21 protein-coding genes are annotated in these 22,955 nt (G+C 66.7%); 7 read left to right on the top strand and 14 right to left on the bottom strand.

Features of this window, described 5'->3' with window-relative positions:
- Positions 1-102: 102 nt before the first annotated feature.
- Genes ftsA through mraZ form a run of 14 tightly spaced genes read right to left on the bottom strand, consistent with a single transcriptional unit; the run spans position 103 to position 15,921 of the window.
- Positions 103-1,335, bottom strand: coding sequence for a cell division protein FtsA (ftsA, locus tag ABIB38_RS11935; RefSeq protein WP_429204084.1), 1,233 nt, complete (start codon positions 1,333-1,335; stop codon positions 103-105).
- A 14-nt stretch (positions 1,336-1,349) separates the two neighbouring features.
- Positions 1,350-2,195, bottom strand: coding sequence for a cell division protein FtsQ/DivIB (locus ABIB38_RS11930; protein ID WP_429204082.1), 846 nt, complete (start codon positions 2,193-2,195; stop codon positions 1,350-1,352).
- Between the two features lie 6 nt (positions 2,196-2,201).
- The gene (locus tag ABIB38_RS11925) at positions 2,202-3,173 is read right to left on the bottom strand and encodes a D-alanine--D-alanine ligase (RefSeq protein ID WP_429204080.1); all 972 of its coding nucleotides are present in this window, start codon (positions 3,171-3,173) and stop codon (positions 2,202-2,204) included.
- Between the two features lie 3 nt (positions 3,174-3,176).
- Positions 3,177-4,565 carry a UDP-N-acetylmuramate--L-alanine ligase gene (gene murC, locus ABIB38_RS11920; RefSeq protein ID WP_429204078.1) on the bottom strand — a complete coding sequence of 463 codons (1,389 nt, stop codon included), beginning with the start codon at positions 4,563-4,565 and terminating at the stop codon, positions 3,177-3,179.
- Between the two features lie 7 nt (positions 4,566-4,572).
- Positions 4,573-5,670 (bottom strand): undecaprenyldiphospho-muramoylpentapeptide beta-N-acetylglucosaminyltransferase, encoded by a 1,098-nt coding sequence (gene murG / locus ABIB38_RS11915; RefSeq protein ID WP_429204076.1) that lies wholly within the window; start codon positions 5,668-5,670, stop codon positions 4,573-4,575.
- On the bottom strand, positions 5,667-6,884 hold the full coding sequence (gene ftsW, locus ABIB38_RS11910; RefSeq protein WP_429204074.1) for a putative lipid II flippase FtsW: 1,218 nt from the start codon (positions 6,882-6,884) through the stop codon (positions 5,667-5,669). Before ftsW ends, murG begins: the two co-directional genes overlap by 4 nt.
- Positions 6,884-8,395: a UDP-N-acetylmuramoyl-L-alanine--D-glutamate ligase gene (gene murD, locus ABIB38_RS11905; RefSeq protein WP_429204072.1), complete on the bottom strand. Its 1,512-nt coding sequence runs from the start codon at positions 8,393-8,395 to the stop codon at positions 6,884-6,886. Before murD ends, ftsW begins: the two co-directional genes overlap by 1 nt.
- Before the next feature lie 10 nt (positions 8,396-8,405).
- Positions 8,406-9,575: a phospho-N-acetylmuramoyl-pentapeptide-transferase gene (gene mraY, locus ABIB38_RS11900; protein WP_005668232.1), complete on the bottom strand. Its 1,170-nt coding sequence runs from the start codon at positions 9,573-9,575 to the stop codon at positions 8,406-8,408.
- A 1-nt stretch (position 9,576) separates the two neighbouring features.
- Positions 9,577-10,947: a UDP-N-acetylmuramoyl-tripeptide--D-alanyl-D-alanine ligase gene (locus tag ABIB38_RS11895; RefSeq protein ID WP_429204070.1), complete on the bottom strand. Its 1,371-nt coding sequence runs from the start codon at positions 10,945-10,947 to the stop codon at positions 9,577-9,579.
- Positions 10,947-12,482, bottom strand: coding sequence for a UDP-N-acetylmuramoyl-L-alanyl-D-glutamate--2,6-diaminopimelate ligase (locus ABIB38_RS11890; RefSeq protein WP_429204068.1), 1,536 nt, complete (start codon positions 12,480-12,482; stop codon positions 10,947-10,949). The genes ABIB38_RS11895 and ABIB38_RS11890 overlap by 1 nt, the downstream gene beginning before the upstream one ends.
- Entirely contained in the window at positions 12,482-14,257 is a 1,776-nt protein-coding gene (locus ABIB38_RS11885) for a peptidoglycan D,D-transpeptidase FtsI family protein (protein WP_429204229.1), read from the bottom strand. Before ABIB38_RS11885 ends, ABIB38_RS11890 begins: the two co-directional genes overlap by 1 nt.
- Entirely contained in the window at positions 14,257-14,529 is a 273-nt protein-coding gene (ftsL, locus tag ABIB38_RS11880) for a cell division protein FtsL (protein WP_005668224.1), read from the bottom strand. The genes ABIB38_RS11885 and ftsL overlap by 1 nt, the downstream gene beginning before the upstream one ends.
- Positions 14,526-15,506 carry a 16S rRNA (cytosine(1402)-N(4))-methyltransferase RsmH gene (gene rsmH, locus ABIB38_RS11875; protein WP_429204228.1) on the bottom strand — a complete coding sequence of 327 codons (981 nt, stop codon included), beginning with the start codon at positions 15,504-15,506 and terminating at the stop codon, positions 14,526-14,528. Before rsmH ends, ftsL begins: the two co-directional genes overlap by 4 nt.
- Positions 15,493-15,921, bottom strand: coding sequence for a division/cell wall cluster transcriptional repressor MraZ (gene mraZ, locus ABIB38_RS11870; protein WP_429204066.1), 429 nt, complete (start codon positions 15,919-15,921; stop codon positions 15,493-15,495). The genes rsmH and mraZ overlap by 14 nt, the downstream gene beginning before the upstream one ends.
- 535 nt (positions 15,922-16,456) lie before the next feature.
- On the opposite strand from mraZ, the gene ABIB38_RS11865 reads away from it, so the two are divergent.
- The 7 genes from ABIB38_RS11865 (at position 16,457) to ABIB38_RS11835 (ending at position 22,888) form a co-directional block, all read left to right on the top strand.
- On the top strand, positions 16,457-17,083 hold the full coding sequence (locus ABIB38_RS11865; protein WP_429204064.1) for a response regulator: 627 nt from the start codon (positions 16,457-16,459) through the stop codon (positions 17,081-17,083).
- Positions 17,084-17,350: 267 nt separating this feature from the next.
- A complete protein-coding gene (locus ABIB38_RS11860; RefSeq protein WP_429204062.1) occupies positions 17,351-18,382 on the top strand; it encodes a cupin domain-containing protein in 1,032 nt (343 codons plus the stop codon).
- Between the two features lie 31 nt (positions 18,383-18,413).
- A complete protein-coding gene (locus ABIB38_RS11855) occupies positions 18,414-18,968 on the top strand; it encodes a carboxymuconolactone decarboxylase family protein (RefSeq protein ID WP_071360305.1) in 555 nt (184 codons plus the stop codon).
- Complete coding sequence (locus tag ABIB38_RS11850) at positions 18,968-20,065, top strand: acyl-CoA dehydrogenase family protein (protein ID WP_429204059.1); 1,098 nt, start codon at positions 18,968-18,970, stop codon at positions 20,063-20,065. Before ABIB38_RS11855 ends, ABIB38_RS11850 begins: the two co-directional genes overlap by 1 nt.
- Positions 20,062-20,844: an ABC transporter ATP-binding protein gene (locus tag ABIB38_RS11845; protein WP_429204057.1), complete on the top strand. Its 783-nt coding sequence runs from the start codon at positions 20,062-20,064 to the stop codon at positions 20,842-20,844. The genes ABIB38_RS11850 and ABIB38_RS11845 overlap by 4 nt, the downstream gene beginning before the upstream one ends.
- Before the next feature lie 47 nt (positions 20,845-20,891).
- Positions 20,892-22,118: an ABC transporter substrate-binding protein gene (locus ABIB38_RS11840; protein ID WP_429204055.1), complete on the top strand. Its 1,227-nt coding sequence runs from the start codon at positions 20,892-20,894 to the stop codon at positions 22,116-22,118.
- A 2-nt stretch (positions 22,119-22,120) separates the two neighbouring features.
- Positions 22,121-22,888: an ABC transporter permease gene (locus ABIB38_RS11835; RefSeq protein ID WP_429204053.1), complete on the top strand. Its 768-nt coding sequence runs from the start codon at positions 22,121-22,123 to the stop codon at positions 22,886-22,888.
- Positions 22,889-22,955 lie beyond the last annotated feature (67 nt).

Below are 22,955 nucleotides of genomic sequence, written 5' to 3'. Positions count from 1 at the left end.
TCGCTGCCTCAAACCGGTAACTGCGATTGTATGTAAAAACCTGTAACCCGTGATGAATTTTCGCTACCTAAATTGTTACCAAGTGCTTTATTTGCGCGTGAATCAGAAGTTCCCGGCTATCCATTCCTTCATTCGCTGCCAGACTGCCTTCACCGACCCGTCCTGGCGCGTGACGATATGTCCGCGCAGGTACTGTTTCTTCGCTTCGAGCAACAGGCCGAGCACCGTCGCATAGCGCGGGCTGCGTACCACGTCGGCCAGCTGGCCCCGATAGTCCGGCGTGCCGAGGCGCGTGGGCTTGAGGAAGATGTCTTCCGCCATCTCGATCATGCCCGGCATGATCGAGCTGCCGCCCGTCAGGACGATGCCCGAGGACAGCACGCCTTCGTAGCCGGATTCGCGCACGGCCTGGTGGACCATGGCGAACAGTTCTTCCACCCGAGGCTCGATCACGGCTGCGAGGGCCTGGCGCGACAATGCGCGGGGGCCGCGGTCGCCGAGACCTGGCACTTCGAGCGTCTCGCCCGGATCGGCCAGTACCTGCTTGGCCACGCCGTAGCGGATCTTGATGTCCTCCGCCTCGCCGGTCGGCGTGCGCAAGGCCATTGCGATATCACTGGTGATCTGGTCGCCGGCGATCGGGATGACCGCCGTATGGCGAATCGCGCCGTCCGAAAACACCGCGATGTCGGTGGTGCCGCCGCCGATGTCGATCAGGACCACGCCCAATTCTTTTTCGTCGACGGTCAGCACCGCGTCGGCGGACGCCATCGGTTGCAGGATCAGGTCCGAGACCTCGAGCCCGCAACGGCGCACGCACTTTACAATATTTTGAACCGCCGACACCGCACCGGTGACGATGTGCACCCGCACTTCCAGGCGGATGCCGCTCATGCCGATCGGCTCGCGCACGTCTTCCTGGTTGTCGACGATAAATTCCTGTGGCACGGTGTGCAACAGTTGCTGGTCGGTCGGGATGTTGACCGCCTTGGCGGTCTCGATCACGCGCGCCACGTCGGTGGCAGTCACTTCCTTGTCCTTGATCGCCACCATCCCGCTCGAATTGAACGAGCGGATATGGCTGCCGGCGATGCCAGCGTAGACGTTGCGGATCTTGCAGTCCGCCATCAGCTCGGCTTCCTCGAGCGCGCGCTGGATCGATTCGACCGTGGCCTCGATATTGACGACCACGCCCTTCTTCAATCCTCTCGACTCGTGCTGACCGAGCCCGATCACTTCGTGGCGTCCGTCGGACATCACTTCGGCGACCACCGCCACCACCTTGGAGGTGCCGATGTCGAGGCCGACGATCAGGTTTTTCGCGTCTTTTGTCATTGCTGTTCGCCTGCTCAGATTTGCTTGGTTGTTTTATTGGGTGTTGCTTGCTTGCTTGCTGGTGCTTCCTTGGGCTTCTTGGCCGCCTTGACCGGCTTCGTCGCATCCGCCGGCACCGTGAGCGCCGCCGACGACAGGGCCAGTCCGTTCGGATAGCGCATGTCGATCGTGTCGATACGGCCTTCCTGCAGCCGGGCCACCAGCTGCGGGTAGACGCCGACCAGGCGCTGCACGCGCCTCTTCAGCGTGTTGCGGTCCTGCTCGCGTCCCAGTGCGACGCTCATGCCGTTGTCCAGCCTTACGGTCCAGGCATACCGGTTGGACAGCGACAGCTCCTGCGGCACCAGCTCGACCTGCGCGAACGCGGTGCGCAGTTCGTTGAAGCGGGCCAGCACTTCCTTCTCGCTGCCGACCGGGCCGTCGAAGGCCGGCAGTCCCTGTTCATCCTCGGTCTCGGCCACGTTGGCGGTGAACACGTCGCCCTTCACCGACAACAGGCGGCCGTCCTCGCCCCAGGTGCCGAGCGCTTCGTGTTCCTCGACCTCGACCACCAGCGCATTGGGCCACTCGCGGCGCACGGTGGCGCGGCGCACCCAGGGCACGGTCTCGAAGGTGGCGCGCACCTGTTCCAGGTCGGCGGTGAAGAAGTTGCCGCGGATCTTGCCGAGCACGCCGTTGCGCACGGTCAGTTCGTTGACATGCTTCAAGTCGATCCCGTACATGCTCTCCACCGTCACCGAACCGAGCGCGAACATCGGCCGTTGCGACAGCCACCATACGCCCGATACCAGGGCGGCGAGCACCGTCACCGCCGTCAGGAAACTGGCGGTTGCGTTGAGGGCCCGGACGTCATGCCACATCGCGCGTTATCCCTTTGCCTTCTGGCCCATCTTGAGCCGCGCCGAGCGCAGGATCTCGACGCACAGGTCTTCGTAGCCGATGCCCACCGCGCGCGCCGCCATCGGCACCAGCGAGTGGGTCGTCATGCCGGGCGAGGTGTTCACCTCCAGCAGGAAGGGACGCATATCGCTGTCGCGCACCAGCACGTCGATCCGGCCCCAGCCCTCGCAGCCCAGCGCGCGGTAGGCGTTCACCGCGTGGCGCTGGATTTCCTGGGTCAGCTCCTCCGGGAGCGGCGCCGGGCAGTGATACACAGTGTCGTCGGTGAAGTACTTGTTCTGGTAGTCGTACTTGCCTTCCGGGGCCACGATCTCGACGATCGGCAGCGCGCGCGCCGAGGCGCCATGACCCAGCACGGCCACGGTGAACTCGCGCCCGGTGACGAATTCCTCGGCCAGCACCGATTCGTCCATGCCGGTCACCAGCGCGACCGCGTCCTTCAGCTGGTCGGCTTGCGTCACCTTGGTGATGCCGATGCTCGAGCCTTCGAGCGGCGGCTTGACGATCAGCGGCAGGCCCAGCTCGGCCACCACCGCATCGAGGTCGGTGTCGGCGTCGATGGTCACGTAGCGCGGGGTCGGCACCTTCTCTTGCAGCCAGATCTTCTTGGTGGTGATCTTGTCCATGCCGACGCTGGAGGCCATCACGCCGCTGCCGGTATACGGAATGCCGAGCAGCTCGAGAGCGCCCTGCAGGCTGCCGTCCTCGCCGTAGCGGCCGTGCAGCGCGATGAACACGCGATCGAATCCTTGCGCGGCCAGTTCGGCCAGGCTTTGCGTGCCCGGGTCGAAGGCATGGGCGTCGATGCCGCGGCTTTTCAGGGCCTGCAGCACGCCGGCGCCGGAAATGAGCGAGATCTCGCGCTCGGCGGAACGTCCGCCGAACAGCACGCCGACCTTGCCGAAAGCCGCTGCGTCAAGAGTTGGGGTGGTGGTCACGATTCAGCCTTTCGCATTGGTCAGTTGGTTGGGAACGCCGCTGATCGAGCCGGCGCCCATGGTCAGCACGACGTCGCCGTCACGCACCACGTTGAGGATGGCGGCCGGCATGTCGGCGATCGCCTCCACGAAAATCGGCTCGAGCTTGCCCGAGGTGCGCAGCGCGCGCGCCAGCGCGCGGCCGTCGGCGGCCACGATCGGCGCCTCGCCGGCCGGATACACCTCGGCCAGCAGCAGCACGTCGGGAGTGACCAGCACTTTCACGAAATCCTCGAACAGGTCGCGCGTGCGGCTGTAGCGGTGCGGCTGGAAGGCCAGCACCAGGCGCCGGCCCGGGTAGGCCGCGCGCGCGGCGCTGAGCGTCACCTCGGTCTCGACCGGGTGGTGGCCGAAGTCGTCGACCAGGGTGAAACTGCCGCCGGCCGGCAGCGCGACCTCGCCATAGCGCGTGAAGCGGCGGCCGACGCCGCGAAACTCCAGCAGGCCCTGGGCGGTGGCGGTGTCCTCGATGCCGATCTCGCGCGCGATCGCGATCGCCGAGCAGGCGTTCAGGACGTTGTGCATGCCGGGCTGGTTCAGCACGAACTTGGTGTCCGGGTAGCCGTCCTGGCGCACCGTGAAGTGCATCTGCGTGCCTTCGGCATAGGCGTCCAGCGCGCGCACCTCGGCTTCCTCGCAGAAGCCATAGGTGGTCACCGGCTTGGTCACCTGCGGCAGGATGGCGCGCACGTGCTGGTCGTCGATGCACAGCATCACGCGGCCGTAGAACGGCAGGCGATGGGTGAAGTTCACGAACGCGGCCTTGAGCTTCTCGAAGTCGTGCTCGTAGGTGTCCATGTGGTCGGCGTCGATATTGGTGATCACCTCGATCATCGGCGACAGGTTCAGGAACGAGGCGTCCGATTCGTCGGCCTCGGCCACGATGTATTCGCCGGTGCCCAGGCCGGCATTGGCGCCGGCGGCCGTCAGGCGCCCGCCGATGACGAAGGTCGGGTCCATCCCGCCGGCGGCCAGCACCGAGGCCACCAGGCTGGTGGTGGTGGTCTTGCCGTGGGTGCCGGCGATCGCGATGCCGCGCTTCAGGCGCATCAGCTCACCGAGCATGATGGCGCGCGGCACCACCGGGATCTTGTGCGTGCGGGCGAACACCACTTCAGGATTGGCTTCGTTGACGGCGGTCGAGGTGACGACGACGTCGGCCCCGCTCACGTTCCCGGCCTGGTGGCCCAGGTGCACGATCGCGCCCAGGCCCGCCAGGCGCTGGGTAGCGGCATTGCTGCCCAGGTCCGAGCCCGACACCTGGTAGCCGAGGTTGAGCAGCACCTCGGCGATGCCGCTCATGCCGCTGCCGCCGATGCCGACGAAGTGTATGTTCTTGATCTTGTGTTTCATGTTCGTTCTATGCCCTGCCCGCTTCTACCAGTTGTTCGAGTTCGCGCGCGATCGCCTCGTTGGCGTCGCGCTTGCCCACGCCGTGCGCCGCCTGGGCCATCGCCAGGCAACGCTCGCGCGTCGTGTCTTGCAGCAGGCTCGCCAGCCGCTGCGGATTCAGTTCGCCCTGCGCCAGGTGCAGCGCCGCGCCTTGCCTGTCCATCCACACCGCGTTGTCGCGCTGGTGGCTGGTGGTGCTGGCGACGAACGGCACCAGCACGCTGGCTACCCCGGCCGCGGTCAGCTCGGACACCGTGATCGCGCCGGCGCGGCAGATCACGAGGTCGGCGTTCGCGTAGGCAGCGGCCATGTCATCAATGAAGTCGACCACGTTTGCGTTGACACCGGCCTGCAAATAAGCCGCGCGCAGCGCATCGATATTCTTCTTGCCCGACTGGTGGGTCACGATCGGACGGGTGGCCGGGTCGATCAGGGCCAGCGCCGCCGGCACGCTGTCGTTCAGGACTTTCGCCCCCAGGCTGCCGCCCACCACCAGCACCCGCAAGGGGCCGCTGCGGCCGGCGAAGCGTGCGCCAGGCAGGGGCAGGTCGAGGATCTGCCGGCGCACCGGATTGCCGGTGACCACCGCCTTGCCGGCCGCCTTGCCGAAGTCCGCCGGGAACCCGAACAGCACGCGCTGCGCGACCGGCGCCAGCGTCTTGTTCGACAACAGCAGCGCGGCGTCGGCGTTCACCAGCGCCAACGGGATGCCGCGCACGCGCGCGGTCAATCCGCCCGGCACGGTGACGTAGCCGCCCATGCCCAGCACCACGTCGGGCCGGCGGTTTGCCAGATAGCGGCGGCAGGTGAGGAAGCTGGCCGCCATCCTGAAGGCGCCCTTGACGGCGTGGCCCAGGCCCTTGCCGCGCAGGCCGGCGAAGTCGATGGTGTCCATCGGGATGCCGGCCTTCGGCACCAGCTCGGTTTCCATGCCGTGGGCCGTGCCCAGCCAGCTCACTTCCCAGCCGCGCGCGCGCATGGTCTGCGCGATCGCGATGCCGGGGAAGATGTGGCCGCCGGTGCCGGCCGCCATGATCATCAGGCGCCTGGTCGTTTGACGCGTCATGTGCGGCCTCCGCGCATGCGCACCCGGTTCTCGTAGTCGATCCGCAGCAGGATCGCCAGGCCAATGCAGTTGAACATGACGCCCGAGCCGCCAAAGCTCATCAGGGGCAAGGTCAGCCCCTTGGTCGGCAACAGGCCCAGGTTCACGCCCATATTGATGAAGGTCTGCACGCCGATCCAGATGCCGATGCCCTTCGCGGCCAGGCCGGCGAAGGTCTGGTCCAGGGCGATCGCCTGGCGGCCGATGTCGAAGGCGCGCTTGACCAGCCAGTAGAACATGGCCACCACCACCAGCACGCCGACCAGGCCCAGCTCTTCGCCGATCACGGCCATGATGAAGTCGGTGTGCGCTTCCGGCAGGTAGTGCAGCTTCTCGACCGAGGCGCCCAGCCCCACGCCGAAGAATTCGCCGCGCCCGAAGGCGATCAGCGAGTGCGTCAACTGATAGGCCTTGTCCAGCGCGTTGCCCTCTTCCCACGGGTCGAGGTAGGCGAACATGCGCGCGCGGCGGAACGGCGACAGCGCGATGATCGCGCTGAAGATCACCACCAGCAGCGCGCCGATGCCGCCGAACCAGACGATATTGATCCCGCCCAGGAACAGGATGCCCATGGCGATGCAGACGATCACGCCGAAGGCGCCCAGGTCGGGCTCGAGCAGCAGCAAGGCGCCGACCAGGCCGATCGCGACCATCATCGGCAAGAAGCCCTTGGTGAGCTTGTGCATGTACTCTTGCTTCCTCACCGTGAAGTCGGCCGCGTACAGCACCACCGCGATCTTCATGATCTCGGACGGCTGCAGGTTCATGACCCCTAGCGACAGCCAGCGCCGCGCGCCGTTGACAGACACGCCCAGGCCGGGAATCAAGACCAGCACCAGCAAGACCAGGGTGCCGATGAACAGCATCGGCGCGTACTTCTGCCACATCGCGATCGGCACCCGGAACACGACCGCGGCCGCGGCCATCGAGACGATGATGTACATCGCCTGGCGGTACAGGAAGTATTCGTTGCGGTCGCCAAGATAGCGGAACTTGGGTGAATCGGGCAGCGCGATCGACGCCGAATACACCATCACCATCCCGAGCAGCATCAACAGGAGCGTGACCCAGACCAGCGGCTGGTCGTAGTCCATCATCTTCGACGGCTTGCTGCGGCCGTCTATCGTGGCGTCGGAGGCGGTTCCGGAGAACTTGAACGGAATCTGGAAGGCCATCAGATCTCCTGCCCCTTGTCCAATGCGATCTCGCGCACGGTGTCGACGAACACCTGGGCGCGGTGCGCATAATTGGTGAACATGTCGAGGCTGGCGCAGGCCGGCGACAGCAGCACGGCGTCACCAGCGCGCGCCAGGCCGGCGGCGCGGCGCACCGCCTGCGGCAGGTCGTCCAGGTCGAAGGCCGGCACGCCGGTCGGCTCGATCGCCGCGCGTACCGCGGGCGCATCGCGGCCGATCAGCAGCACGGCGCGCACGTGGCTTGCTACCGGCTGCGCCAGCGGCGAAAAGTCCTGGCCCTTGCCGTCGCCGCCGGCGATCAGGAGGATCTGCTGGTCCGCGCCGGTGAATGCCTTGCCCAGGCCGCTCAGGGCGGCCACCGTGGCGCCGACGTTGGTGCCCTTGCTGTCGTCGTAGTAGTCGACGCCGTCGATGGTGGCGACCAGTTCGACGCGGTGCGGCTCGCCCGCGTACTCGCGCAGGCCGTGCAGCAGCGGCGCCAGCGGCAGGCCGCAGGCGCGGCACAGGGCCAGCGCGGCCAGCGCGTTGGCGGCATTGTGCAGGCCGCGGATCTTCAATGCGTCGGCCGGCATCAGGCGGTTGACGATGACCTCGACCGGCTCCGGCGGCTCGTTTTTCCTGCGTTTCTTCCCGGCGTCCTCGCCCGGCACGGCGTTGGCCAGCCACAGCACGCCGCGCTCTTCGAGCAGGCCGAAGCTGTCGGCTTCCACCGGCTCGCCGGTGCCGAAGGTGAAGGACGGGGTATCGACGGCGGTCATGCGCATTACGCGCGCGTCGTCGCGATTCAGCACGCGGATGGTGTCGGGGCCGAAGATGCGCGCCTTGTCCGCCGCATAGGCGTCCATGCTGCCGTGCCAGTCCAGGTGGTCCTGGCTCAGGTTCAGCACCGTGGCGGCGTCGGCCTGCAGGCTGAACGTGGTGTGCAGCTGGAAGCTGGACAGTTCCAGCACCCAGGCCTGCGGCAACGCGCCGGCGTCGATGCTTTCCCTCAGCACGTCCAGCGCGGCCGGGCTGATGTTGCCGGCCACGCGGGTGGTGAGGCCCGCGCGGCGGCACAGCAGGCCGGTCAGGCTGGTCACCGTGGTCTTGCCGTTGGTGCCGGTGATCGCGATGACCTTGGGCGCATAGCCGCTGGTTTCCCGCAGGTGCGCCAGCGCCTGGGCGAACAGCTCGATCTCGCCCCACACCGGAATGCGGCGTTCCTGGGCGGCGGGAATGATCTCGACCAGTTCGCGGCCGGGCGCCAGGCCCGGGCTGACGGCGACGAAGTCGACGCCATCGAGCAGCGCGGCGGTGAATATGCCTTGAACTGCGTCTCCCGCGACGAATTCGGCGTCAGGCACCGCGGCGCGCAGCGCCGGCAGGCGCGCCGGCTCGGCGCGCGTATCGGCCACGCGCACGCGTGCGCCGGCCCGCGCCAGCCATTGCGCCATCGCCAGCCCGGATTCGCCCAGGCCCAGTACCAATGCGTGTTTGCCGTTGTAGTTCATCTCAGCGGTTTCAACGAAGTTTCAGGGTGGACAGGCCAACCAGGATCAGCACCATGGTCACGATCCAGAAGCGGACCACGACCTTGGTCTCCTTCCAGCCCTTCTGTTCGAAATGGTGGTGCAGCGGCGCCATCAGGAACACGCGGCGTCCGGTGCCGTAGCGCTTCTTCGTGTACTTGAACCAGCTGACCTGGATGATCACCGACAGGGTCTCGGCCACGAAGATGCCGCCCATGATGAACAGCACGATTTCCTGGCGCACGATGACGGCGATGGTGCCGAGCGCGCCGCCCAGCGCCAGCGCGCCGACGTCGCCCATGAACATCTGGGCCGGGTGCGCGTTAAACCACAGGAACGCCAGGCCCGCGCCGGCCATCGCGCCGCAGAAGATCAGGAGCTCGCCCGCGCCCGGGATGTACGGGATCAGGAGGTACTTCGAATAGGTCACGCTGCCGGTGAGGTAGGCGAACAGGCCCAGGGCGCCGCCCACCATCACGGTCGGCATGATGGCCAGGCCATCGAGGCCGTCGGTGAAGTTCACCGCGTTCGAGGCGCCCACGATCACGCAATAGGTCAGCGCGATGAAGCCCCACACGCCAAGCGGATAGCTGATGGTCTTGAAGAACGGGACGATCAGGTCGGCCTTCGGCGGCAGGTCCATCGAGAAGCCGGACTGCACCCAGGCATAGAACAGCTGCGCCACTTCCCACGGGTTGGCGGCCGAGACCGAGAACGCGAGGTACAGGGCCGAGGCGATGCCGATCAGCGACATCCAGAAGTATTTCTCGCCCGAGCGCATGCCTTCCGGGTCTTTATAGACGACCTTGCGGTAGTCGTCGACCCAGCCGACGGCGCCGAAGCCGAAGGTCACCACCAGCACCGGCCAGATCAGGCGGTTCGACAGGTCGCACCACAGCAGGGTCGAGACGCCGATCGCGATCAGCACCAGCACGCCGCCCATGGTCGGGGTGCCGTGCTTGGTCAGGTGGCTTTGCGGACCATAGGTGCGCACCGCCTGGCCGACCTTCAGTTCGGTCAGCTTGCGGATGACGATGGGGCCTGCGACCAGGCCGATCGTGATCGCGGTGATGGTGGCGAACACCGCGCGGAACGTGATGTAGTTGAACACGCGCAGCGGACCGATATAGTCCTGGAAGTATTGTGCGAGCCAGAGAAGCATATTAGTGGGCGCCCTTGCCAATGGTGGTTGATCCGGTCAGGTGCTGGACTACGCGCTCCATCTTCATGAAGCGCGAGCCCTTTACCAGCACAGTCGAATTGGTATTGCCGCCCAGTTTTTGATCCAGTGCTGCCAATAATTCGTCGAACTGCTCGTAATGTCGTGCTCCCGACGCGACCAGGTGGCGCGCCAGCTCGCCCGTCGCGAGCACGGTCTCGATGCCACGCGAAGCTGCGTAGGCGCCGATTTCTTCGTGAAACTCTTTTCCTTGCGCGCCGACTTCGCCCATGTCGCCGACCACTAGGATGCGTGGCGCAGGAAACGCCGCCAGCACGTCGATCGCGGCGCGCATCGAGTCGGGATTGGCGTTGTAGGTGTCGTCGATGACGGTTGCGCCATTTTCCGCCTGCTTGCGCTGCAGGCGGCCGCTGACCGGAGCAAAGGCCGCCAGGCCCATCTGGATCGCCTCCGTCGCGATCCCGGCGCCAAGCGCACAGGCGATTGCGGCAAGCGCATTACGGACGTTATGCTCGCCTGCCGCGGCCAGCGACACGCTGAACCAGTTGCCGCGTGCATCGACCGTGAATTCACTGCCGAAGCCACTACCCGTGTATTGCGTATAGACGTCGCAGCTGTCATCCAGGCCGAAGGTGATGACCTCGCCCTTGGCCAGGGCGCGCCACAAGCTGGTGTAGGCATCGTCTCCCGGGAACACGGCCACGCCGTCGCCCGGCAGCGATTGCAGCACCGAGCCGTTCTCGCGCGCCACCGCTTCCACGGTGTGCATGAATTCCTGGTGCTCGCGCTGGGCGTTGTTGACCAGGCCCACGGTCGGCGCCGCGATCGCGCTCAGGCGGCCGATCTCGCCCGGATGGTTCATGCCCAGTTCCACCACCGCCGCGCGATGCGAGGCATCCAGGCGGAACAGGGTCAGCGGCACGCCGATCTCGTTGTTCAGGTTGCCCTGGGTCGCCAGGCGCGCGTCCTCGCCGACGGCCGCGGCCAGGATCGATGCGATCATTTCCTTGACGGTCGTCTTGCCGTTGCTGCCGGTGACGCCGATCAGGGGAATCCGGAACTGCTCGCGCCACGCATGGGCGATGCGGCCCAGCGCGACCAGCGTGTCCGGCACCACGATCGCCGGCAGGGTCCAACCTTGCGGCAGGCGCGAGACCACGACCGCGGCAACCTTGCGCGCGACGACCTGGTCGAGGAAGTCATGGGCGTCGAAGGTCTCGCCCACCAGCGCGACGAACAGCGCGCCGGCTTGCACCTTGCGGCTGTCCGTCGACACGCCGTCGAACGAGGCGTCAAGCCCGACCAGGCGCGCGCCCGGGATCGAATCGACCAGTTGTTGCAGCGATCCGCGCATCAATGCGTCCTCAACATGGTGAGCCGCGCCGTCAATGCCAGCGAGGCGTGGTCCGCATCCGAGAACGGCATCTTGCGACCCTTGATTTCCTGATAGGGCTCATGGCCCTTGCCTGCCAGCAGGATCACGTCCTGCCTGGCGGCCTGCTTCACCGCCAGCAGGATGGCGGCGGCGCGGTCCTCGACCGTCTGCACGCGCGCAGCCTGCGCGGTGTCCATCCCGGCCACGATCTGGGCGATGATGCTGCCCGGTTCTTCGCTGCGCGGGTTGTCGCTGGTGACCAGCACCTGGTCGGCGCCTTGCGCGATGCGGCCCATCTGCGGCCGCTTGCCCGGATCGCGGTCGCCGCCGCAGCCGAACACGCACCACAACTGGCCGCCACGGTCCGTCGCCACCTGGCGCAGGGCGTCGAGGGTCTTTTCCAGCGCGTCCGGCGTGTGCGCATAGTCGATCACGACCATCGGCGCGTCCGAGCCGCCCATCTGCTGCATGCGGCCCGGCGCCGGGACCAGGGTCTCGATCGCATCGACCGCCGCCTTCAGGGCCACGCCCCTGGCCAGCAGCGCGCCCAGCACCGCCAGCGTATTGCTGACGTTGTAGTTGCCCACCAGCCGGGTGCGCACGGTCGCGTTGCCTTGCGCCGTCTCGACCTGGAACTCGGTGCCGGCGTTCTTGCTGCGCATGCCGCCGGCGCGCAGCACGGCCACGCCTTGCGGCGCCTGCGCGGCGGCGATCGTGTAGCCGGTGACGGCCAGGCCAGGGGCATTGGCGCGCAGGCGCGCCACCAGGCGCTGCCCGGCCGGATCGTCGAGGTTGACCACCGCATGCTTCAGGCCATCCCACTCGAACAATTTGACCTTGGCCGCCTCGTAGCTTTCCATGTCGCCATGGAAGTCGAGATGGTCGCGCGTGAGGTTGGTGAAGATCGCGACGTCGACGTGCATGCCGGCCGTGCGCTCCTGCACCAGGCCGATCGACGAGGCTTCGATGGCGAGCGCGCTGGCGCCCGCTTTCTTCAGGTCGGCCAGCGTCGAGGCCAGCAGCACCGCGTCCGGCGTGGTGTAGCCGGTGACGTCGAACCGTGTATCGGCCTGGCTCGCAGCCTTGCCCTTGATCAGGCCCACGCCCAGCGTGCCGATCACGGCGGCGGCGTCGCCCAGGCGCGCCAGGGCTTGCGCGGTCCACAGCGCGCACGAGGTCTTGCCGTTGGTGCCGGTGACGGCCACGGTGAACATGGCGCGGTCAGGATGGTCCAGCACCGCGTGCGCGATCGGGCCGGCGTTCTTTTTCAGGTCGGTCACGGCCAGGTGCGGCACGCTGAATGCGGCGTCCCAGGTGAAACCGGCGGCTTCGAAGAGCACGGCGGCGGCGCCTGCTGCGATGGCGGCTTCGATGTAGCGACGACCGTCGGCGGCCTCGCCCGGATAGGCGAAGAACACGTCGCCGGGCTTGACGCGGCGCGAGTCGGAAACGAGACGGCCGTCCGGGGCGGCGGCGCGAATCCATTCGATGGTGTCGTGCAGGCTCGGGGCCATCACATGCTCTCCTCTAGGGGAACTTCAGGAATGATGATGTCCGTGATCGATGAATCGGGCGGCACGTTGGCGGCCCGCAGCGCATTGGAGAACAGGTCGGCCGCGGTCGGCGCGGCGACGTAGCCGCCGGTGCGCAAGGGGCCGCTCGGATCGTCGACCATCACCGCGATGACGAAGCGCGGCTTGGACATCGGCCCGATGCCGGCGAAGTAACCGATATTGTTGGTGCGCGAATAGCGGCCGTTGACGATCTTCTCGGCGGTGCCGGTCTTGCCGCCGATGCGGTAGCCGGCGACCTGGGCGCGCGAGGCGGTGCCGCCCGGGCCCACCACCGATTCGAGCATGGTGCGCACCTGGGCCGCGGTCTTGGCCGAGATCACCTGCTGGCCCACCGGCTGTTCGTCCACCTTCACGAACGACAGCGGGATGATGTCGCCGTTGCGGGCGAAGATCATGTAGGAGCGCGCCATCTGCAGCAGCGACACCGACAGGCCGTGGCCGAAGGCCATGTTGGCGTATTCCACCGGCTTCCAGGTCTTGTAGGGACGCACGCGGCCGGCGGCGGCGCCGGGGAAGCCGAAGCGCGGCGGCTGGCCGTAGCCGACCTTGGTGTACAGCTCCCACATTTCCTGCTGCGGGATCATCTGGGCGATCTTGACCACGCCGAGGTTCGACGATTTCTGGATGATGCCGCTGACGGTCTGCACGCCGTAATTGTGGAAGTCGCGGATGCGGCGACCGGTCACCATCATGTAGCCCGGATTGTTGTCGAACACGGTGTCGGGCGTGATGCGGCCGGTCTCCAGGCCGAGCGCCACGGTGAGCGGCTTGATCGTCGAACCCGGCTCGAAGGTGTCGGTGATGACGCGGTTGCGCAGCTGCTCGCCGGTCAGCTTGGAGCGGTCGTTCGGGTTGTAGGTCGGGTAGTTGGCCAGGGCCAGCACCTCGCCCGTCTGGACGTCGAGCACCACTGCGGCGCCGGCCTTGGCGTTGAACTTCTCGACCGCGTTCTTGATGCTGGTGAAGGCGATGTATTGCAGCTTGCTGTCGACCGACAGGGTCAGGTCGCGGCCCTGGTGCGGCTCGCGGAACATGCCCAGGTCTTCGGCGATGTGGCCCAGGCGGTCCTTGATCACGCGGCGGCTGCCCGCCACGCCCATCAGGGTCTTCTGGTGCTGCAGCTCCATCCCGTCCTGGCCCTTGTCCTCGACGTTGGTGAAGCCCACCAGGTGGGTCGTCACTTCGCCCTGCGGGTAGAAGCGCTTGTATTCCTTGCGCGTGTCGATGCCGTCGATCTTGAGCGCCAGGATCTGGTCGACGATCGGCATCTCGACCTGGCGCTTGAGATAGACGAAGCTGCGGTCGGAGTCGAGCTTCTTGCGCAGTTCGGTTTCCGGCATTTCGAGCAGGTTCGCCAGCGCGCGCAGCTTTTCCGGCGGCGCCTTCAGCACGTCGTCGGGAATGCCCCAGATCGCGCGCACCGGCAGCGAGGTCGCCAGCACGGCGCCGTTGCGGTCGAGGATGCGGCCGCGCGTGGCCGGCAGCTCGAGCGTGCGCTCGTAGCGGCTCTTGCCCTGCTTTTGCAGGAACTGGTTCGATACGCCCTGCAGCCAGACCGCGCGTACGGCCAGCGCGGCGAAGGCCGCGAACAGGACGAACAGGACCAGGCGCGAACGCCAGTCGGGCAGGCGCACCGCCAGGACCGGGCTCTTCGAGAAAGCCATGCCCTTCGACGCGGCCACCCGCGCGTTGCTCTGCTTCGCGGCGCCGCGCATCACGGGGCGCCCTCGGTCAGGTACTGGGTGCGGGCCGGGCTCAATGGGGCCATCTCGAGCTGGGAACGGGCGATCTGCTCGATGCGCTCGTTCTTGGCCAGGCGCGACTGGTCGAGCTGGAGCTGGTCCCAGTCGATGTCGAGCTGGCGCGCGTGCTGCTGCAGGCGTTCGAGCTCGATGAGCAGGTGGCGCGCCTGGTAGCGGGCGTTGACGACCGATAGCGCGCAGCCCACCAGCAAGGCGGTGAGCAAGACGTTCAGCTTGACGCTCATGCAGGCGTCTCCAGGCGTTCGGCCACGCGCAGCACCGCCGAGCGCGAGCGCGGGTTCTCCTGCACCTCGGTGTCGCTCGGCTTGATCTTGTCGATCAGCCGCATCTCGGGCTGCGGCAGGTCGACGGCGCGGATCGGCAGGCGGCGATCGGGTTGTTCGACCTTGGCCTTGGAGGCGAGGAACTGCTTGACCATGCGGTCTTCGAGCGAATGGAAGGCGATCACGGACATGCGCGCGCCCGGCGCCAGCATGCCGTAGGCGGCGCTCAGCCCTGCCTCGAGGTCCTCAAGCTCCTGATTGATGAAAATCCGGATAGCCTGAAAAGTCCTGGTTGCCGGATCCTTGCCTTTTTCGCGGCCCTTGACCGCGCTTGCCACGATTGCGGCAAGCTGTCGTGTGCCTGAAATCGGTTCGACTGCGCGGCGAGCAACAATCGCCTTTGCAATCTGAAAAGCATACCGCTCTTCTCCATAATCGCGTATCACCTTTTCCAATTGAAGTTGCTCCGCGGTCGCAATCCACTCAGCGGCCGACATGCCGCGCGTGGTGTCCATGCGCATGTCGAGCGGGCCGTCCTGGCGGAAGCTGAAGCCGCGGCTGGCGTCGTCCACCTGGGGCGACGAGATACCCAGGTCGAGCAGGATGCCGTCGACCCGGAAGATGCCGCGCGCGGCCAGCGCGTCGTGCATCGTTGCAAAGCTGTCATGGACGATCGTGAAGCGCGGATCGTCGATTTGTGATGCAGTAGCAATGGCTTGCGGATCTTTGTCGAACGCGATCAGGCGGCCTTGCGGGCCCAGGCGCGACAACAAGAGGCGGCTGTGGCCGCCCCGCCCGAAAGTGCCATCTATATAGATACCGGAAGCGCGTGCGCCCGCGAGGTTGAGCGCATCGACCGCTTCGTCAAGCAGCACCGTTCGATGCTGGTACATAGGCACCGTCAAGGAATCCGTCATCGGCGCCTCAGAAAGAGAAATTGGAAAGAACATCGGGCATGCCACCGGCGACGGCCTCGGCCTCGTCCTCGGCCAGCTTGGCGGCATTCCAGATTTCGAAGTGGGTGCCCATGCCGAGCATCATCACTTCCTTCTCGAGCCCGACCGCGGCACGCAGTTCGGGCGAGATCAGCACGCGGCCGGCGCTGTCGAACTCGACATCGACGGCGTTGCCGAGGAAAATGCGCTGCCACGCGCGCGCCGACATCGGCCAGGCGGCGATCTGTTGACGGTGCTCTTCCCATACCGGGCGCGGGAAGAACAGCAGGCAGCCATGGGGGTGCTTGGTCAAGGTCATGCGGCCCTCGCACTGAAGCGTAAGGGCGTCACGGTGCTTGGCCGGAATCGACATTCGGCCCTTTGCATCGAGATTGATTGCGGACGCGCCCTGGAACACGTATTTACCTAGCTTTGGAGAGTTATCTGCCGTTGTTTGTCGGGCGCCGGGAGCCGAAGGAATTACCCCACAACCCTCCCACAAATCGACACTTTTTCACACCGTTTCCCACTTTAGTGGAAGCAATGTTGACGGTCAAGCGAATTCACGATTGACGAAATCGACTTTTTCCAATGAAACCAAGGACTTAGGCGTCGACGCGGTAGATGTGGGCCAATAAAATGTCCCGTAAAATTAGGGACTTAGCCGTTGGAGTGAAAGAAAGCCCTGAGTTGTACAGACGAGGTTTACGTTTGAGCAATGTCAATCGAATTCAAAATATTGACGCAAAGAAACAACTATAGCGTTGGCAGACCACTGTATGACCATCCAGTCTATCGGTAAAACACAACGACTGGCGACACGCCACGACAGGTCGATGCCTCCCCTTTTCCACGGCCCTGGACGTGCAAGCGCCGACCACTGTGGCGCACTACGCACTTTCCACAGTTAACTATTTTGACTTTGGGAAACTAAAAACGTAATATCGGAAAATATGAACATCCCAACCAATCTGCAACCTGCGACGACCTACAATGCCGCAGACTATTGCTCGACCAAGGAGGCCGCGGCCACCCTGGGCGTGTCGCACCGCACGGTGCAGCTATGGGTGGAGAACGGCACGCTGCAAGCCTGGCGCACTGCCGGCGGCCATCGCCGCATCACGGTGGCCTCGGTGAACCGCCTGGTCGAGGGCCGGCGCATCGCCATCGGCGCGCCGCCGGCGCCGGCCAGCGCACCGGCGCCGGGCAAGCCGCGGGTGCTGGTGGTCGACGACGATCCCCTGATGCTGCGACTGTACGAACTCGAGATCGCCGGCTGGGGCCTGGACCTCGAGGTGGTCAAGGCGAACAACGGCTTCGAAGCCCTGATCCGCATCGGCGAGCAGCGCCCCGACCTGCTGGTGAGCGACCTGAACATGCCGGGCATGGATGGTTTCCGCATGATCCGCACCCTGCGCGAAGACAGCGGCACGGCCGGCATGAACATGATCGTGGTCAGCGGCCTGGACCGCGCGACGATCGACGCCATGGGCCTGCCCGCCGACATCCCGGTGTTTCCCAAGCCGGTGCAGTTCGGCGAACTGCGCGGCGCGGTCGAGAACGGCCTGACGCGCGCCTGAACTGTCATGCCGGCGCACCGGCAGCGCGCGTCCGGCCTGCCAGGGACTGTCATGTCCGCATTGCCGTCACCGCCAGCAATGATCCGGGCGCACGTTTCCTGCAATTCCGCAAATCCGAACAATTGCATAGCATTATTGCAAGCAATATTCGTCGCCCTTGCCGACCCTGGCGCACGCCGCTTGACCGTCTGCTTCTAGACGTTTTCCTTATTTGCATATCAGCATTTCTTCGTAGGCGCCCGGACAGGCGCAGCCGATAATGGCTGAGTGAATCATTCCGCCCAACCTCCCGGCGCCGACGCAGCCGCAGACAATGCCGACCGCCTGGTGCACTGGCTGATCGACAGCGTGCAGCTCGAAGCGACGGTCTTCCACGTCGGCCAGTACTGCGGCCGCTGGCAGGCGTCCACCGCGGGCCGCGGCCTGGGCAGCTTTCACCTGGTGCTGCATGGCGAGTGCTACCTGCACGTCACCAGCCGCGCGCCGGTCCGCCTGGGTCCGCGCGACGGCGTGTTCTTGCTGCGCGACACGCCGCACTTTCTCAGTCCCGATCCCGACCCGGCCAGCGCCCGTCCCGGCATGCCGATGCAGCAGCTCGGCCAGGCGGCGCCGGACGCCACCGCCCTGGCCTGCGGCTTCTTCCACTTTCGCAGTGCGCTCAGCACGCTGATCGCCGATTCCTTCCCGGACAGCCTGGTGCTGCGCGCCGACGACCCGTCGCTGCAGGCCTTGAACGCGCTGTTCGAACTGATCCTGCTGGAGCCGCCGCGCGACCCCGACGCGCCGTCGCCGCTGGTGGCGCGCCTGGCCGAACTGATGTTCTTCTATGTCGTCCGCCACGTGGCACGCCAGCAAGACATCGCCACCGGCCTGCTGGCCGTGGCCAGCCGGCCCGAGTTCTCGGCCCTGCTCGACCGCATGATGCAGGAGCCCGGCCACGACTGGTCGACCGAGAACATGGCGCGTGCGGCCCATATGTCGCGCTCGAGCTTCTATAAACACTTCAGCGAGGCCAGCGGCCAGGCGCCGGCCCAGTTCCTGTTGCTGCTGCGCATGAAGATCGCGGCCCAGCGCCTGCACGGCGGCGAGACGGTCGAGCGCACCGCCGGCCACGTCGGCTACAGCTCGTATGCCGCCTTTTCGCGCGCCTTCCACAAGGTGATGGGCGAGCATCCGGGCACCTTCCGGCGCGCCCGCCATCTCCACGCCAGGACAACGCACGCCGGGCCGATTCGGACGATCGAGCAGAAAACAAGGACGACCGTGTCCAAACGTGTTTTTCAATCGCCGCTAGAATAGCGGACCCAACGCTTTGATAGAGAGATCCGCCATGTCCCGCCTGACCCTGCATACCCAAGAAACCGCGCCTGAAGGCAGCCGTCCGTTCGTGGACAAGGCCGTCGCCAACAACGGCTTCCTGCCGAACCTGATCGGCGTGCTGGCCAATTCGCCGCAGGCGCTGCAGACCTATATGACGGTGTCGGGCATCAATGCCGAGACCAGCCTCACCCTGCCGGAACGCGAAGTCGTGCAGATCACCGCCGCCCGCATCCACGGCTGCGACTTCTGCATCGCCGGCCATACCGCCATCGCCCTCAAGAAAGCCCAGCTGCCGGTCGAGACCGTCCGCGCCATGCAGCAAGGCCAGGACACCGGGGACGCCAAACTCGACGCCGTGCGCCGGTTCTCGGAAGCCGTCATCGCCACCCGCGGCGGCGTCAGCGACGACGCCCTGGCCGCCTTCAAGGCCGCCGGCTACAACGACCAGCAGGCGCTGGAAGTCGTGCTTGGCATCAGCCTGGCCACCCTGTGCAACTTCGCCAACACCCTGGCCGGCAGCGCGATCAACCCGCAGCTGCAACCTTTCGCCAGCGGAGCCATCTGATGTCGATCGGCGAACAAGCGACGCGCGCTTCCCTGACGCTGCCTGCCGGCCTGCATGAGTGGCTGCAGGCCAACGCCGACGCGCTGGACAGCTCGCCCGAGCTGGCGAGCGAAGTCGTGCCGCGCCTGGCCGGCGCCGGCCTGTTCGCCGTCGGCGTCCCCGAGCACCTCGGCGGCAGCGGCGGCGCCACGATCGATGCGATCGACGCCATCGCCGCGGTGGCCGAACATTCCGTCACCGCCGCCTTCGTGTTCTGGGGCCAGCGCACCTTCATCGAATACCTGCTGCAAAGCCCGAACGAGGCCATGCGCGCGCGCTGGATCGGCCCGCTGATGCGCGGCGAATTCGGCGGCGCCACTGGCCTGTCGAACGCGATGAAATTCCTGTCCGGGATCGAGTCGCTGCAGATCACGGCCACCCCCGACGACCAAGGCTGGCGGCTCGACGGCTCGCTGGCCTGGATCACCAACCTGCGCAAGGAAGGCTTCATCGCCGCCGCCGCCGTGAATTCCGCCGGCGACCTGCCGCCCGCGGTGGTCGCCTTCGTCAGCGACAGCGCCGGCGTCACGCGCAGCCCCGACCTCGAACTGATGGCCCTGCGCGGCAGCAATACCGCCGCCGTCAAGATCGAGGGCGTGCGGATCGGCGAAGGCGAAGTGCTGCATCCGAACGCGCGCGCCTGGCTGCCGGGCGTGCGCCCCGCCTTCCTGGGGCTGCAGTGCGGCCTGTCGATCGGCCTGGCGCGCGCCAGCCTGCGCGCCGCGCATGCGCTGTCGACCGCCATGCGCGGCCCGCTGCTCGAGCGGATCGCGGCCCAGCAGGTGGCATTGGAAGACCTGGTGACGCAGCTGAAGGACGGCGTCGCCGACGGACGCTTCAAGACCGCCGCGGCGCCGATGTTCCGGCTGCGCATCGCGCTGGCCGAAGCCGTCCAGCAGGCCGTCATGCTCGAGCTGCAAGCCAGTGGCGGGCGCGCCTACCTGGTCGACCGCGACCGCAGCTTCGCGCGCCGCTGGCGCGAATCGGCGTTCATCCCGATCGTCACCCCGAGCCTGACCCAGCTGCAGGTCGAACTCGCGAAGCACGCCGCGGCATGACGGCGTCCGTGCTCGAACGAAGCGCGGCCGCGCTGTCGGCCTCCAGCCTGCGCATCGGCTACGGCGGCAAGACCGTGGTCGACGACATTTCGCTCACCATCGACAAGCGCGAGATCGTCTGCCTGCTGGGCGGCAGCGGCTGCGGCAAGTCGACCCTGCTGCGCGGCCTGGCCGGCCTCAGCCCGGCCCAGGCCGGCCAGGTCAGCTTTCTGGGCGAACCGCTCCTGGCCCCGCATCCGCGCGCGGCGCTGGTGTTCCAGCAACCGAGCCTGCTGCCCTGGCTGAACGTCGAAGGCAACGTCGGCTTCGGCCTGGACTTCGCGCGCCAGCCGGTGATCGACCGCGACGCGCGCAGGCAGCGAGTGCGCGACGCCATCGAGGCGGTCGGCCTGGAGTCGCGCGCGCATGCCTATCCGGCCCAGCTCTCCGGCGGCCAGGCCCAGCGCGTGGCGCTGGCGCGGGCCCTGGCGCGCCAGCCCGAGCTGCTGTTCGCCGATGAGCCGTTCTCGGCGCTGGACGCGATCACGCGCGCCGAGATGCAGACCCTGCTGGTCGACCTTGTGCACCGCTGGCATACCGCCGCGCTGCTGGTGACCCACGACATCGACGAGGCGATCCTGGTCGCCGACCGCATCCTGCTGATGGCGGGCCAGCCCGGCCAGCCGGGCAAACTCGTGCGCGAGTGGAAGGTCGACCTGCCGCGACCGCGCCACGAACACGCCGACGGCGTGGTCGCGCTGCGGCTGGACATCATCAAGGCGCTGCGCGAGGGCGCCTGAGCCCCGTCGCGGACCACGAACACGAACACATATAACAAGGAAAACCCATGAGCAACCCGATCCACATCTGCGCTTCTTCCGACTGCGATTGCGGCATGAGCCGGCGCGACTTCCTGCGCATGTCGGCCCTGACCGGCGCCGCGGCGGCGTCGCCGCTGCTGTTCGCGGGCGACGCGATGGCGCAGAACTTCAAGGGCGACGACCAGCCGGTGAAGATCGGTTACCTTCCGATCACCGACGCCGCCCCGTTGCTGGTGGCGCACGGCCGCAAGCTGTTCGAGCAGCAGGGCCTGAAGGTCGAGACGCCGCGCCTGTTCCGCAGCTGGGCCCAGATCGTCGAGGCGTTCGTGGCCGGCCAGGTCAACGTGATCCACCTGCTGTCGCCGGCGACCCTGTGGGTGCGCTACGGTTCGAAATTCCCGGCCAAGGTGGTGGCCTGGAACCACATCAACGGCTCCGCTCTGACGGTGCAGAACGAGATCAACTCGGTGCCCGAGCTCGGCGGCAAGACGATCGCGATCCCGTTCTGGTACTCGATCCACAACATCCTGCTGCAGAAGATCCTCACCGCGAACAAACTGAGCGTGGTCACCCGCGCGCGCGGCGCCGCGCTCAAGCCGAACGAAGTCAACCTGATCGTGCTGGCGCCGTCCGAGATGGTGTCGGCGCTGGCGACCAAGTCGATCGCCGGCTACATCGTGGCCGAGCCGTTCAACGCGGTGGCCGAAAATGCGAAGATCGGCAAGGTGCTGCGCTTCTCGGGCGACGTCTGGAAGAACCACGCCTGCTGCGTGACCTTCCTGGCCGAGCGCGACCTGAACGACAAGCCGGAATGGTCGCAGCGCGTGACCAACGCCATCGTCAATGCCCAGCTGTGGTCGCGCTCGAACCAGGTGGAAACCGCCAAGCTGCTGGCCGCCACTGGCCCGAACAAGTACACCCCGCACAATCTGCAGGCGCTGACCAAGGTGCTGGCCACCACCGATTATTCGGACTACGAAAAGCGCCGCATCGTGGCCCACCCGGCCTGGAACCAGCGCCGCATCGACTTCCAGCCGTTCCCGTTCGCGTCGTATACGGAGGAACTGGTGCGCGCCATCGGCCAGACCAAGGTCGAGGGCGACATCAGCTTCCTGGCCAGGCTCGATCCGAAGTTCGTGGCGAAAGACCTGGTCGACGACCGCTTCGTGCGCAAGTCGATCGCCGCCGTGGGCGGCCCCGCCAAGTTCGGCCTGCCGGCGAACCTGCTGCGTACCGAAACGATCGCGGCTTGAGCATGCTGGGACGTTTCTTGTGGCCGGTCGCCGGCTTCGCGATCGCGCTGCTGCTGTGGTCCTGGGGCGCCAAGGGCCTGGAACAAAGCACGCCGATCGCCACCATGTTCGCCCCGATGGAAACCTTCGAGGCTTTCCGCGTCATGGTGCTGGGGCCGGACATCTGGGTGCACGTGGCCACCAGCCTGAAGCGCGTGGCCGTGGGCCTGGGCTTCGCCATCCTGTTCGGCGTGCCGCTCGGGATCCTGATCGGCATGTCGAAGGCCTTCAGCCAGGCCAGCACGCCGCTGTTCCAGCTGCTGCGCATGGTCTCGCCGCTGTCGTGGATGCCGCTGGCGGTGATGGTACTGGGCGTCGGCGACGCGCCGGTCTACTTCCTGCTGGGATTCGCCGCGGTGTGGCCGCTGATGCTCAGCACCGCCGCCGGCGTGGCCCAGCTCGACCCCAACTGGATGCTGCTGGCGCGCTCGCTGTCGGCCACCAAATGGGAAGTCGTCTGGCGCCTGGTGCTGCCCGGGATCACGGCGCAGATCCTGACCGGCGTGCGCCTGGCGATCGGCATCATCTGGATCGTGCTGGTGCCGGCCGAGATGCTGGGCGTGTCCGCCGGCCTCGGTTACTTCATCCTCGATACGCGCGACCGCCTGGCGTATTCGGAACTGACCGCCGCCATCATCCTGATCGGCCTGCTGGGTTACGCGCTCGACTACGCGGCGCGCTTCGTGCACGCGCGCTGGCTGCATGCAAGGCCGTCCGATCCGCTGCGCTGATGCTTCTCCTCCCCGCCTCGCGCGGGGAGTCTTCCCTTGCCTCACAACGTCGGCTGCACCGTGATCA

It is taken from the genome of Massilia sp. UYP11, from assembly GCF_050434805.1.
Lineage (GTDB): Bacteria > Pseudomonadota > Gammaproteobacteria > Burkholderiales > Burkholderiaceae_D > Telluria.
Note: the sequence above shows the minus strand (reverse complement) of the source record. Positions and strands in the feature narration are given on the sequence as shown.

Excerpts from the sequence above, each read along its gene's own strand:
- ABIB38_RS11840 (WP_429204055.1), top strand. The coding sequence starts at position 20,892 with ATGAGCAACCCGATCCACATCTGCGCTTCTTCCGACTGCGATTGCGGC.
- ABIB38_RS11845 (WP_429204057.1), top strand. The coding sequence starts at position 20,062 with ATGACGGCGTCCGTGCTCGAACGAAGCGCGGCCGCGCTGTCGGCCTCC.
- murD (WP_429204072.1), bottom strand. The coding sequence starts at position 8,395 with ATGAACTACAACGGCAAACACGCATTGGTACTGGGCCTGGGCGAATCC.
- ftsL (WP_005668224.1), bottom strand. The coding sequence starts at position 14,529 with ATGAGCGTCAAGCTGAACGTCTTGCTCACCGCCTTGCTGGTGGGCTGC.
- ftsW (WP_429204074.1), bottom strand. The coding sequence starts at position 6,884 with ATGGCCTTCCAGATTCCGTTCAAGTTCTCCGGAACCGCCTCCGACGCC.
- ABIB38_RS11890 (WP_429204068.1), bottom strand. The coding sequence starts at position 12,482 with ATGGCCCCGAGCCTGCACGACACCATCGAATGGATTCGCGCCGCCGCC.
- ABIB38_RS11885 (WP_429204229.1), bottom strand. The coding sequence starts at position 14,257 with ATGCGCGGCGCCGCGAAGCAGAGCAACGCGCGGGTGGCCGCGTCGAAG.
- ABIB38_RS11930 (WP_429204082.1), bottom strand. The coding sequence starts at position 2,195 with ATGTGGCATGACGTCCGGGCCCTCAACGCAACCGCCAGTTTCCTGACG.
- ABIB38_RS11835 (WP_429204053.1), top strand. The coding sequence starts at position 22,121 with ATGCTGGGACGTTTCTTGTGGCCGGTCGCCGGCTTCGCGATCGCGCTG.
- ABIB38_RS11865 (WP_429204064.1), top strand. The coding sequence starts at position 16,457 with ATGAACATCCCAACCAATCTGCAACCTGCGACGACCTACAATGCCGCA.
- ABIB38_RS11895 (WP_429204070.1), bottom strand. The coding sequence starts at position 10,947 with ATGCGCGGATCGCTGCAACAACTGGTCGATTCGATCCCGGGCGCGCGC.
- mraY (WP_005668232.1), bottom strand. The coding sequence starts at position 9,575 with ATGCTTCTCTGGCTCGCACAATACTTCCAGGACTATATCGGTCCGCTG.
- ABIB38_RS11855 (WP_071360305.1), top strand. The coding sequence starts at position 18,414 with ATGTCCCGCCTGACCCTGCATACCCAAGAAACCGCGCCTGAAGGCAGC.
- ftsA (WP_429204084.1), bottom strand. The coding sequence starts at position 1,335 with ATGACAAAAGACGCGAAAAACCTGATCGTCGGCCTCGACATCGGCACC.
- ABIB38_RS11850 (WP_429204059.1), top strand. The coding sequence starts at position 18,968 with ATGTCGATCGGCGAACAAGCGACGCGCGCTTCCCTGACGCTGCCTGCC.
- murG (WP_429204076.1), bottom strand. The coding sequence starts at position 5,670 with ATGACGCGTCAAACGACCAGGCGCCTGATGATCATGGCGGCCGGCACC.
- murC (WP_429204078.1), bottom strand. The coding sequence starts at position 4,565 with ATGAAACACAAGATCAAGAACATACACTTCGTCGGCATCGGCGGCAGC.